The organism is Chlorobiota bacterium (assembly GCA_016700335.1).
Taxonomy (GTDB): Bacteria; Bacteroidota; Ignavibacteria; order OLB7; family OLB7.
On sequence record CP065014.1, the window covers coordinates 1,149,492 to 1,161,751 of the forward strand.

General features: G+C 27.2%; 11 protein-coding genes. 5 read left to right on the top strand and 6 right to left on the bottom strand.

Features of this window, described 5'->3' with window-relative positions; all coding sequences use genetic code 11:
- Positions 1-52: 52 nt before the first annotated feature.
- The 4 genes from IPP08_04630 to IPP08_04645 form a co-directional block, all read right to left on the bottom strand.
- Positions 53-760, bottom strand: a complete 708-nt coding sequence (locus IPP08_04630) for a hypothetical protein (protein QQS67456.1) — start codon at positions 758-760, stop codon at positions 53-55.
- 101 nt (positions 761-861) lie between these two features.
- Positions 862-1,629, bottom strand: coding sequence for an ABC transporter ATP-binding protein (locus IPP08_04635; protein ID QQS67457.1), 768 nt, complete (start codon positions 1,627-1,629; stop codon positions 862-864).
- The gene (locus IPP08_04640) at positions 1,611-2,252 is read right to left on the bottom strand and encodes a hypothetical protein (protein ID QQS67458.1); all 642 of its coding nucleotides are present in this window, start codon (positions 2,250-2,252) and stop codon (positions 1,611-1,613) included. The genes IPP08_04635 and IPP08_04640 overlap by 19 nt, the downstream gene beginning before the upstream one ends.
- A gap of 134 nt (positions 2,253-2,386) precedes the next feature.
- Positions 2,387-2,974: a hypothetical protein gene (locus tag IPP08_04645; GenBank protein ID QQS67459.1), complete on the bottom strand. Its 588-nt coding sequence runs from the start codon at positions 2,972-2,974 to the stop codon at positions 2,387-2,389.
- Positions 2,975-3,235: 261 nt separating this feature from the next.
- Between IPP08_04645 and IPP08_04650 the strand changes: the two genes are divergently transcribed.
- Complete coding sequence (locus IPP08_04650) at positions 3,236-5,803, top strand: TonB-dependent receptor (protein QQS67460.1); 2,568 nt, start codon at positions 3,236-3,238, stop codon at positions 5,801-5,803.
- A 165-nt stretch (positions 5,804-5,968) separates the two neighbouring features.
- On the top strand, positions 5,969-7,855 hold the full coding sequence (mutL, locus tag IPP08_04655; protein ID QQS67461.1) for a DNA mismatch repair endonuclease MutL: 1,887 nt from the start codon (positions 5,969-5,971) through the stop codon (positions 7,853-7,855).
- 18 nt (positions 7,856-7,873) lie between these two features.
- On the opposite strand, the gene IPP08_04660 is transcribed toward mutL, so the two are convergent.
- The gene (locus IPP08_04660) at positions 7,874-9,466 is read right to left on the bottom strand and encodes an OmpA family protein (GenBank protein ID QQS67462.1); all 1,593 of its coding nucleotides are present in this window, start codon (positions 9,464-9,466) and stop codon (positions 7,874-7,876) included.
- A gap of 153 nt (positions 9,467-9,619) precedes the next feature.
- On the opposite strand from IPP08_04660, the gene IPP08_04665 reads away from it, so the two are divergent.
- Genes IPP08_04665 through IPP08_04675 form a run of 3 tightly spaced genes read left to right on the top strand, consistent with a single transcriptional unit; the run spans position 9,620 to position 11,423 of the window.
- Complete coding sequence (locus IPP08_04665) at positions 9,620-10,381, top strand: SDR family oxidoreductase (GenBank protein ID QQS67463.1); 762 nt, start codon at positions 9,620-9,622, stop codon at positions 10,379-10,381.
- 46 nt (positions 10,382-10,427) lie between these two features.
- Positions 10,428-11,102: a hypothetical protein gene (locus tag IPP08_04670; protein ID QQS67464.1), complete on the top strand. Its 675-nt coding sequence runs from the start codon at positions 10,428-10,430 to the stop codon at positions 11,100-11,102.
- A 3-nt stretch (positions 11,103-11,105) separates the two neighbouring features.
- Positions 11,106-11,423: a tetratricopeptide repeat protein gene (locus IPP08_04675; protein QQS67465.1), complete on the top strand. Its 318-nt coding sequence runs from the start codon at positions 11,106-11,108 to the stop codon at positions 11,421-11,423.
- Here IPP08_04675 and IPP08_04680 read toward each other — a convergent pair.
- Complete coding sequence (locus tag IPP08_04680; protein ID QQS67466.1) at positions 11,420-12,193, bottom strand: DUF2520 domain-containing protein; 774 nt, start codon at positions 12,191-12,193, stop codon at positions 11,420-11,422. The two genes, IPP08_04675 and IPP08_04680, sit on opposite strands and share 4 nt — an antisense overlap.
- Positions 12,194-12,260: the final 67 nt, after the last annotated feature.

Below are 12,260 nucleotides of genomic sequence, written 5' to 3' on the forward strand. Positions count from 1 at the left end.
GTTAGTAAATAATATAAAGTTAATTTTTAAAATTGTAACCAATAATATCAGTTTAATATTTTCTACTCCTTTCTACCCCTGGAATTCTAAATTGCCATGTAAGACCTAAGTGAGCAGAGGCTAAATTCCCATCAAATTTTTTATCTAAGTTTGTTAATGCTACTAATGCACCTGTTTGGTTCTCTTTGTAAATTTTATTTATACAATATCCTAAGGAAAAAGTTAATCCTAACCAACCAATTTCTTCATCTAAAAGTGGTGCAACTGCACCTAATCTTGGTTCAATCATCATATCAACGCTTTTAACATCTTCATCTGAATAATCAGTTGAAATCTCTGAAGCTGAGGTTCTATTTACAGTAAATTTCCCACTTTTTGGTAAGCCAAAATTAACACCAATAATTAAAGTGCTAATTTTAAGAAAAGGGAAAATAGAAATATAATTAAGTTGATTGTTAATAGTGTTATTGTTATCACTATTTTCAAATATACCAGTAGCTCTATTATCCAATCCAATTGATAATCCACCACTTAACATTCTTGAAAATGGCATAATTAAATCTAATCCAAATTGGGTTCCAAATTTAGGAGAAACTTTTAAACCAGTAGGTGGAGTATTTGTAGCCATTGAATAACCAATACTACCACCTAAACCTATAGTTAAAAAATCAGTTGCATTAATGTCTCCATAATTAGTCTGTGATTTAGTTACTACAATTGATAATAGAAATACTGAGAAAATTGAGATTATCCTTTTCATAAAATGATTTAATAGTTTATTGTAATTTGATTAAATATGTTGTAAAAAATGTAAAAGTTCTATTGAATTCACATTAAAATTATGACTGTTGATTTATTGTTTTAGTTAGTTACTTCTCCTAAATATGCTTGAATTACAATTGGATTTGATTTAATTTCAAATGGTGTTCCTGTAGCAATTTTATTTCCATAATCTATAACTGTAATTTGCTCACAAACTCCCATAACAACTTTCATATCATGCTCAATTAATACAATAGTTAAGTCGAAATTATCTCTTAAAAATCTAATTAAACTCATTAACTCAACTTTTTCAGTTGGTGTCATTCCTGCAGCAGGTTCATCAAGTAAAAGTAACTTAGGGTTTGTTGCTAATGCTCTAACAATTTCAACTCTCCTTTGATCTCCATAACTCAAGTTTTTTGCTAATTCATTTTTAAATTTTAATAATGAAAACATCTCTAACAAATTGTCAATTTCAATTTGGAATTTATCTTCTTGATTTGAATATTTTTTAAATTGTAAAATAGAATTTGTTAAATTATTTACACCTTTATTATTTAATGCAACTCTAACATTATCTGAAACTGAAAGTGATGTAAATAACCTAATGTTTTGAAAAGTTCTAGCAATTCCATTAGCGGCAATTTCGTAAGGTTTTAAACCAATAATCGATTTATCATTAAAAATTACATTACCTTCTGTTGGTTTATAAACGCCAGTAATCATATTAAACACAGTTGTTTTACCAGCTCCATTTGGTCCTATAATTCCATAAAGTGAATTCATAGGAATTTCTTGAGTTAAGTTACCAACAGCTGTTAACCCACCAAATTTCATTGTTACATTATCTAGTTTGAGTAACGCCATGAATATTCCACCATTAATTTATTAATTTTATTTACAATAGAATCCTTTTTTAAAAATAAGTCGTAAGGTATATAACCAGGTTGACTTCCTAAATCATTTTTGTTTTTAAGTTCAGTTGTTGAATTTCCCTTCGCAACATTTATACTCTTTGAATTTGAACCAGCTGTCCATTTGAAACTTCTAAAAAACATTTCCTTATTATCAATATATTTCTGCATTCTAATTCCATATGGAATTATTTCAATCAAGGTATTTCTTGTTGGAGTGTAATATGTACGCTTAATAATAGTACCAGTTAAACTATTTGAATCTTTATCAAAATATATGAAACTACCAAATTTTTTTGTACTGTCTGGTATAGGTTTATCTGAAATAAATGTAGTAAATCTATATTCTCCAGCATTAGGAATTATATAAACTCTTTTTTCAAATTGTCCCTTAATATTCCAACCACTTTTTAATGAATCTAACTTTGCTTCTATAGGTAATTTTATAGAAAATCCTTTTCTACTTTCCACACGCTGAACATATTCTATCCAAGTAATTTTTGAACTGTCAACCTTTTGTGCAAAGATTATTTGACAACCCAACATACCAAAAAAGACTAAAATAAATAATTTCAAAAAAGCACCTATAAGTTTATTAAAATGATGTACAAGTTAACTTATTCTGAATTAAAATCAAAAAAATTTATTTTATATGTTAACTAAATTATTATTAAAATAAATTTTAAATTACAATACTTATATTTAAAAGGTTACTCACCAAACTGTCCTTTTTGATACTTTTTAGGATCACGACCATACCTCCAAGATTGCATAATATTTGAAGAACCTGGTGTTGGTATAAAGCTGTCAAAAATTGCTGTAAGTTTGCTTTGTAGTTCAGTTAGACCTAATTCAGTTAATTGAAACTCAATTTGAACGGTGTAGTCTCTAAGTAAAAAAGTCCTTTGAAATGATTTTCTATTTCCTAACAAAATACCTGTAGAATCAAAAAAATGGATACTATCTAACAATTTATAATCCTTTGGTATTAAATGTTGTTCAGTAAAATATCGGATATTCATAGCCCCTAATCCTCCCTTTAAAATATAGTTAAACCATTCAGTTTTACCCTCTTTATTTTCTCTAGTTCCAATAGGATTTAATTTTGATTGAGCTGGAATTCTAAATTTATAATTATAAGAAGTGCTATTAAAATCAATTAATGAAGTATCAAAAGTTCTGATAATTCTTCTTGAAAAATTAGTATCAAGCTGCTTAACAGAATCAGTTAATTCTTGTGAATTAGCAAAAACAGAATTAAATGAAAAAAGTAAAGAGAAAACCAGAAATAATTTCATAAAAAAAGATGAAAAAAGTTTATGTTTTAGTTTTAAAGTTTAGTGTTGGTAAATTATTAATCGTTTAATAACATTTATTTATAAATGGAATTACTAATTTACAAAATCTTAAAAACAATCCACAAAAAATTAATAGTTAATTTAATTTACAATTTAAATGCTTAAAATCCTTCTTTAAATTAATAAAGTTAATTGTTAAAAATGTTAAATAGTTTTTTTAAATCAAAAGGAAAATTGTAAAATATGAGGTTTGTAAATAGTATGTTATTGATTTTTGTTGGTTTATACTCTTATGGTAAAACACAAACAAATCAAATTGAAGGAGTAGTTTTAGATGATAACAAAAATGGAATTATTGGAGCAAAAGTTCAACTTAAAGATGCAAAATTAGGAGCAATAACTAAAATTAATGGTGGGTTTAAAATTGATAAAGTTCCGATTGGAAATTATATCCTAATTGTTAAAGCTATTGGTTTTGAGCTAACAGAGATACCAGTTATTTTAAATGAAAATACAATTGATAATTTAAGAATTCTCTTAAAAGAAACTGTAAAGCAAGGTAAGGAAATTCAAGTAAATGCAAAATCTATCCAACAAGATAAATCAAATACATTTACAAGTATTACCAAAATTGAGCCAAGAGATGCAAAATATTTACCAGGTGCAGCTGAAGATGTAATGAGGTCATTAAGAGCTTTACCAGGAATTCTTTCACCAAGTGATTTCACTTCTCAACTTGTAGTTAGGGGTTCAGGTCCTGATCAAAACTTAATTGTATTGGATGATATTGAGGTATTTAATCCTTATAGATTGTATGGTTTTATCTCAATGTTTAATCCAGAAACTGTTACAGATATAACACTTCTTACTGGTGGATTTCCTGCTAAATATGGTGATCGACTTTCTGCGGTTTTAGATGTTGTGAATAAAGAAGGTGACAGGGATAGAACTATTGAAGGCACTATAAATAGTTCTCTAACAAATGCCAATTTGATTATAGAAGGTAAAATACCCTTCGGTTTAAATGGTGGTTGGTTGTTTTCAACAAGGAGAACATATTACGATTTAATTGCAGGTCCAATTTTAAAATCTTCAAAACTGTTGGATGGAGATGTAGCATTACCAAATTTTAGAGATTTTCAAGGAAAAATATTAATAAGACCAAATAGTTACAACAGCATTGTAATTAATGGACTTAGTAGCAGGGATGGTACAGAAATTTCATCAGGTTCTGGAAGGGAAAGGCTTGATTCAATTTCAATAACTGATGAGTCTTTTAACACCACATTAGGAGTTCAATGGAGATTTAATCCAACTGAAAAACTATTCAATAAAACTAGTTTTAATTGGTATGAAAACAGTGGTATAACTGAATTTGGTGGTTCTGGGGGTAGTGAGGTTTTATATGGTCAAGGTGTAACTCGTGATAGTGCTGCTAAGCTAATAAAGTCACTTCCTCAATCACTACAAGATTCATTAAAAAAAAGAGGAATTGATGGAAATAATTTACCGCTGTTAACTTTAAGTGGTAATGCTGGTTTCACTTTTCAAAAAAAATCATTTAACAATGAAACTAATTTAAAACTAAATGATAATTTGATTGAGTTTGGCATTGGTGCAGATTTGATGAGAACTTTTGTAGAATTTAAAATTGAAAGAGACTCAACTTTTAAAGCATTAGTTTCAGCAAATGGTGGGGGCAGGGCACCATCTGATGTAGGTAATGATTTGAATTATTATCGGTGGCATTTGTATGCTCAAGATAAATTACCAATAATAGATAATTTTTATGTAAACCTTGGTGCAAGATTTGATTATTATAAACTAATTAATAAATCTTATGTAGTTCCAAGATTATCAGCAAGTTACGCCATTAATGATTTAACAACTTTAAGAGCTGCTTTTGGAATATATTACCAATCTCCTGGTTATGAAAAGCAACTTGATGGACAAAATTTTTATGATTTATCAGATCCAGCTGTTCAGAATTTAGATGCTGAAAAATCAATACATTATGTGTTAGGTTTGGATAAAACCATTAGTGATAATTTACGATTTAAGATTGAAGCTTATTATAAAAAGTTTTATAATTTAATAATTCCTAAAAAAGTAATTGGGACTAAATATATTGTTGATCCAATTGGAAAAGATTCAGCTTTAAATTATGCTAGCGGATGGAGCAAACCAAGAGCTGAAATTGGTGATTCAATAACATCAATTCCTATTAATGGAGCAATTGGTGAGGCTAAAGGAATTGAACTATTCCTACAAAAAATCTCGAATGGAGATGATGATAGATTAAATGGCTGGGTAAGTTATTCTCTTGCTTTTACTGAACGAATTAGAGACGGAGTTGTAATTCCTTTTAATTTTGATCAAAGGCATACTATTAATATCGTATCAAATTATAAATTTAATAATTGGCTTGAAGTAGGACTAAATTTCCAATATGGTAGTGGATTCCCTTATACTCCTGCTATTGGAATTAAACCTAGAATAACTTCCAGTATAGATTCAAATGGTAGTAAAATTCCAGTTATAGCTACAAATATCTTTTCCGAATCTCTATTGATATCGGATAAAGGTGGAATTGAAAATATTAATTCTGCAAGAAAAAATGCTTACCATAGGTTAGATATGAGAGCAACATTTTACAGAAACTGGTTTGGTTTAAATTGGGCACTTTATTTAGATATTATTAATGTTTATAATCATAGTAATATGCTTTCTAGGAATTATTTCATTGATAAAAAAACAGCAGAATTAAAATACAGAGATGTAAATATGTTGCCAATTTTACCAACTATAGGTATTAATCTAAAGTTTTAGAAAACTAAAATTTTTTTATAGTTGATTACTTTGTTTCATCAGATCTAATTCTTCAATAAAATTTATAAAAAAAAATTGAGCTTCTAAAAGTTGATTTTAATTAGGATTTATAATTGTTGCTTTAGTAAACAAATTTCTATGTAAGTAATTCCTTATTTTTGTTTTATGTCATTTATACACAAATTACCAGATTCATTAGCAAATAAAATTGCTGCTGGAGAGGTTGTTCAAAGACCTGAAAGTGCAATAAAAGAATTAGTTGAAAATGCTATAGATGCTGGAGCAACTGAAATTTCTATTGTTGTAAAAAATGCAGGCAAAACTCTAATGTTTGTTCGTGATAATGGCTCTGGGATGAATGAAGAGGATGCTAAACTTTGTTTTCAAAGGCACGCAACTAGCAAAATATTTACTTCAGAAGATTTAGATAGAATTATAACATTAGGTTTTAGAGGTGAGGCTTTAGCAGCAATTGCTTCAGTAGCTCAGATTGAGTTAAAAACTAGAATTGAAGGAGAAGATTTAGGTACAATTGTAAAAATAGATAATGGTGAAATAATTGAAGTTGATAAAATTTCTTGTGAGAAAGGTACTACCATATCAGTTAAAAATTTATTTTTTTCAGTTCCAGCTAGAAGAAAATTTTTAAAAGCAAACTCAACAGAATTTAAACATGTTGCAGAAGTTATTCAGAAATTTGCATTGTGTTATCCTAATGTAACTTTTACTTTTAGTGATGATGATACATTAATATTAAATTTACAATCCAAAAGTTTAGATGATAGAATTAATGATTTATATGGTGTCGATTTTATAAAAGGGTTAATTCCATATCAAACAAGTGGAGAAGGAATAACAGTTACAGGATATATTGGAAAACCAAACTTTTCAAAGAGAACTAAAGCAGATCAATATTTCTTTCTGAATGGAAGATATATCTCAAGTAAAAATTTATCACATGCCGTTTTTACTGGATACGAACATTTATTAGATGCCCAAAGTTATCCACCATATATTTTATTTATTCAAATTGATCCAGAAAAAGTAGATGTTAATGTTCATCCAACAAAATCTGAAGTTAAGTTTGATGATGAAACCTATATTTATAAATTACTCCAAGAAGGTACAAGGTTAGCTTTAAAATCATTAAATTTAACTCCGACATTAAATATAAACTTTAATGAAACTGGTGAAGGAGTATTAGCTGCTTTAAAATACTCTTTACCTGCTTTTGAGAATAATAGTAATGATACTGCATTTAAACAAATTAATGAATTTCAAAATGATGAACTCAATCTCAAAGAAGGTAAATCGTTTTCAGGTGGAAGTGAATTAGTTAGAAAAATGTTTGATGAGTTGCAGAATAATAATGTTCTTCAAAATAGCACAAATACAAATAAAAAATTAAAAGATGATTTGTTAATCAGTTCTCCTGAAAGGATTTTCTTTCAAGAATCTAGCAGATCTGATAATGAAGCCGATAGAGGATGGATACTACAGCTTCATAATAAATATATTCTAACTCAAATTAGAAGCGGTTTGATGATAATAGATCAGCATGTTGCTCATGAAAGAATACTTTATGAAAAAGCTCTAAAAATGATGAATTCAGCAATCCCTATGTCACAACAACTTTTATTTCCAATAGAATTAACACTTACTCCAGTTGAACAAGCATTAGTTCGAGAATTAAGGAAGTATTTACTTGGTTTAGGATTTGAATTTAATTTATCTGATTCTGGTAAAATCAAAATAATAGGAGTTCCAAATGATGTACGTCCAGGACTTGAAACTACAATTTTCAGAGAAATAATCCAACAATATATTGAATATGAACAATTGGGAGAAAGTGATTCAAAAGATATGATTGCAGCAAGTTTCGGTTGTAAAGGTGCAATTAAGGCTGGAGATAAATTAACTGAAAAAGAACAACGTACTTTGATTGACGAACTTTTTGCTACTTCAATGCCCTATGTTTGCCCACATGGCAGACCTATTGTAACTAAAATAGAATTATCAGAACTAGATAGAAGATTTGGAAGAACTTCATAGTTGATAAAAAATCTACAATTATTTAGATAAAATAACAAACTCTGTTCTTCTATTTTTTTTTCTGTTTTCATCATTATCATTTGGATTAAGTGGTTTTGTTTTTCCGAACCCTTTTGCAATTAATTTAGTTGGTGAAATACCTTGATTAATTAATAAATCCATAACTTCATTAGCTCTTTCAGTTGATAGTTTTAAATTATATTCATCCCCTCCAATATCATCAGTATGACCTCTAATCTCTAACGATAACTTTGGGTATTTTTTCATTGAATTAACTATTTCATTAATATATATTATTGAGTTATCATTAACTTTTGATTTATTAAATTCAAATTCAATATTTGCAAAAAATATGGATCCAATTGTATCAAATGGTGTAAAGATTGTTTTGTCATATATAGCAGTATCAGTTAAAACTATATTATCGAAATCTGGGAATGAAAGTTTTGGAATTGCGTAATGTAAGCCGTTACAAGGTTCTGGTTTGTATGTAATTTTATAATAATTATTAAGTCTTCTGTAAATATCAGCGAACACAAAAGCAAATTCTTTATTGGAATAAATTCTATACATTTTCCCACCATTATACTCGGCTAAATTTTTTAGAATTTCTTCATCTACCATTCCATAAGCAATAGAGTATATTAAAACATCCTCTTTTTTAGCTAAACTTTGTACCTCATCTAATCTACTTTTGGAAGCATTATCTTCTCCATCAGTAAATAGAATCAAAACACGTTTGCAATTTTTAGGGGCTTTAGAAATTTCATTCATTCCTTCAATGGCAGCATCATAAAGAGCAGTTCCTCCTTTTAATATTTTTTTATTTTTAGGATTCTGATTTGTTTTATTTTTATTGTTAATTATTGTAGTATTCATACTAAAATTTATTGAATAATTATCAATTTCAAATTCATTTTTATACTTACTACTATCATCTGTTAATGAAACTTCAGTATAAGTTTCACCACTAAATTGATTAACTGAAATATAATCCCCTTTTTTAATTAGACCTAATATTCTTTTAACAGATTCTCTTAGATTTTGAATTCTGGTATCTCCCATTGATCCTGAATGATCTAATACAAATGAAATTGAATATGGTTCTCTCTTATCTTCACGGACTTCTTCAACTTGAAAATCTTTAATATTGTATGAGTTACCATTACAAGAGTCTGTTAAACTTATCCAATAATTTTTGTAATCTTCTAATCCATTAAAATAAGGAGGTGCTAAACCCATAACAAACTTACCTGATGAGTCATAAACAAAGGATTTTAATTCAATTTGAATTGGGTAATTTCTATCATCAACATTTCTAACATCAAAATTTAGTGGTGTTTTTAAATAAGAATTTATTGAGTCTTTTTGTCCTTCAGTCAATTTAGCTTTTAATAAATTATATGCTTTAAATTGTTCTTTGTATTTATCTAACATATTAACAAATTTAGTTGTTTGAGTCATATAAATTGGTTTGTATTCTTTTGGATTTTCAGGTATAGTTTTACTTATAGTTTTCTCAATCATTTGAGGGCAACCTGTAATAGTAATTGAGATTAGAAACACAATTAAAATAAATACAATTTTATTTAGAAGTTCAAAATTTGTCATAGATTTTGTTCAAAATATTATTAGGACTTTAATGAAAGAAATTTTAACAAATAAAATACATAAAGTAAAAAGAATATTAGATTAGTTTTATAGAATATTCAATCTATAAATTATAATTTAATTACAAGAATTTGAACTAAAGTATATTTGTAAATGATAAAAATTGATTTAAAAGATAAAACTGCTATCGTTACAGGTGCATCAAAAGGGTTAGGTTCCGCTGCAAGTATTGCGTTAGCGGAAGCTGGTTGCAATATTGTTTTAGTTGCAAGAAATGAGAGATTGTTAGAAAAAAAATCTGAAGAAATTAATAATTTAGGGGTTAAATCTCATGTTATTAAATATGATTTATCGAATCTAAATGATTTGAATAATATAGTTATAGAATCTAGAGATATATTTGGGAACATTGATATTCTTATAAACAATGCTGGAATTATTAGGAGATCTAAAGCTGAAGATTATTCATTGAATGATTGGAATGATGTTATTAATACAAATTTAAATGCAACATTTCTTTTAGCACAAGCAGTTGGTAAAAGTATGATATTAAATAAAACAAAAGGTAAAATTATAAATATTGCTTCATTATTATCATTTAGTGGAGGTTTAAATGTTGTTGGATATACTGCTTCAAAACATGCAATTGTTGGTTTAACTAAATCTTTAGCAAATGAATGGAGTAAATTCGGAATAAATGTAAATGCAATTGCACCAGGTTATTTTTTAACAGATGCAACTAATGAAATTCAAAAAGATCAAGAAAGATTTAATTTAATTTCCCAAAGAATTCCTTTAGGTCGTTGGGGTGAAATTGATGATATTAAAGGATCTATTCAATTTTTGTCATCTTCAATGAGTAATTATGTTTCTGGTCATGTTCTTACTATTGATGGCGGTTGGTTAGCATCTTAAAATTAGTAAAATATTTTAATTAATAAATTAATTAATGAATTAATTAATGAAAAAGAAAATCAACAATATATTTCTTATAATATCAATTTTCTTGAACATCTATTGTTCTGAAAAACCTAAACAAATTAATGATAACTTTAATGCTATTAAAAGTGCTACTAGTGCTTTAGAAAAATCCCAAAAAAATATTTCTGAATTTAGTAACTCATCAACTGAAGCTAAAAAAATCTATTCAGAAAGAGTTGCAAATGGAGATACTATAACAATGAATTATAAGGAGTTACAAAATTATTTATTAGATGAAATTGAAGGTATGAAGCCTGATGGTGTTCCTAATGGGTCAAACCAAACTGTGATGGGTTTTTCAATGAGTAGTATTGAGAGAGAATGGAAACAAGATGATAGTTCTTTTTCACCTAGAATTCATATTACAATTACTGATATTGGTTGTAACGAAGGGAGTTATCAAATATTGGCAATGCCTCTGATAATAAATCAATTAAGTGAAAAAAATAATAAAAAAATTGAAACATTTAATAATGAGAATTCATCAACTTTTGGTTTGGAAGAATTTGACAAAGTTAATCAAGAAACTATTATCACTATTATTACTAGGTACAGATTTTTAATAAAGGTAAATGGTAAAAATATTAATGGAGAAGTTTCAACAAAACTTAAAAATTATGGTTTGATAATTGCAAAAAAATTTGAACAAAAATAAATTATGACTAGATTAGAACAAATGCTTGCATTTATTGAGCAAGATCCAAAAGATAGTTTCTCACGTTATGCAGTTGGATTGGAATATATGAGTATGAAAAATTACTCTTTATCAGTCAATCATTTTGAAAAATTATATGAGTTAGATCCTGAGTATTTACCAACATATTATCAATTAGGAAGTGTATATGCAATTTTAGAAGAATTAGTAAAAGCAGAATTAATTTATAAAAAGGGAATTGTGTTAGCAAAAAAATTAGGAGATCTTCATACCTGTAGTGAACTGGAATTGGCTCTAGATGAATTAGAATCTAAGTATTAAATATTATTTTCTTTGTAATAAATATTTTTAGTAATTGTTAATAATTCATTAAATAAATTTGAGTATTCTGGAAAATTCTTCATTACAACTGCAATTTGATTTTCAATTACATTTGTATCATCTCGTGTAATTGGACCAGTTAATGGGAATAAATCTGTAATCAAAGAATTGTTGATGCTAGCATACATGTAAGACGCAACTATTTTCTTGGCAAGAGTTTCATTTATACCTGCTTTTATAAATAATTTTTTAGAAATGTTGAAAAAAGTCAATGAAAAATTTGAGGCAAAAGTTGCAGCAGTATGATATAAAATCTTGGAATTATCATCTAAAAACATCAAGATTGGTTTCAATTGATTTAACAATTTGCTTACAACATTAAATGCTTCTTCTTTGTTATCTGAAGTATAACTCCAAACAATATCAGAAGGTATTGGTAACTCACCTGTTAATGATAAATTTGGATGAAGGGAAATAGTTAATGCCCCTTTATCGTGCAATATTTTTAGAACATTTATAGATGTAAATCCTGAGGAATGAATTACAGTTTTATTTTTAAAGGATACATTTAAAGTTGACAAATTATAAGAAATATCTTCAATCAACCTATCTTGAGTAAGAATCCAAATAACATCAAAATCAATATTTTCTAAATTTAAAATCTCAGTTTTACTAAAACATCGAATAACATTAAAGTAATTAGTTTTAATTATACTTTTATAGAACTTCCCATTACCAATTATGATTATTTTAAGTTGATTTGGAGGCATAAATATTGAATTTTAAAATAAAAATAAAAAAAAGTTAAAATCTATTGTAACGCTAACAAAGTTCTGG

Coding starts and splice junctions, on each gene's coding strand:
- IPP08_04665 (QQS67463.1), top strand. CDS start 9,620: ATGATAAAAATTGATTTAAAAGATAAAACTGCTATCGTTACAGGTGCA.
- IPP08_04675 (QQS67465.1), top strand. CDS start 11,106: ATGACTAGATTAGAACAAATGCTTGCATTTATTGAGCAAGATCCAAAA.
- IPP08_04660 (QQS67462.1), bottom strand. CDS start 9,466: ATGACAAATTTTGAACTTCTAAATAAAATTGTATTTATTTTAATTGTG.
- IPP08_04670 (QQS67464.1), top strand. CDS start 10,428: ATGAAAAAGAAAATCAACAATATATTTCTTATAATATCAATTTTCTTG.
- mutL (QQS67461.1), top strand. CDS start 5,969: ATGTCATTTATACACAAATTACCAGATTCATTAGCAAATAAAATTGCT.
- IPP08_04650 (QQS67460.1), top strand. CDS start 3,236: ATGTTATTGATTTTTGTTGGTTTATACTCTTATGGTAAAACACAAACA.
- IPP08_04645 (QQS67459.1), bottom strand. CDS start 2,974: ATGAAATTATTTCTGGTTTTCTCTTTACTTTTTTCATTTAATTCTGTT.
- IPP08_04635 (QQS67457.1), bottom strand. CDS start 1,629: ATGGCGTTACTCAAACTAGATAATGTAACAATGAAATTTGGTGGGTTA.
- IPP08_04630 (QQS67456.1), bottom strand. CDS start 760: ATGAAAAGGATAATCTCAATTTTCTCAGTATTTCTATTATCAATTGTA.
- IPP08_04680 (QQS67466.1), bottom strand. CDS start 12,193: ATGCCTCCAAATCAACTTAAAATAATCATAATTGGTAATGGGAAGTTC.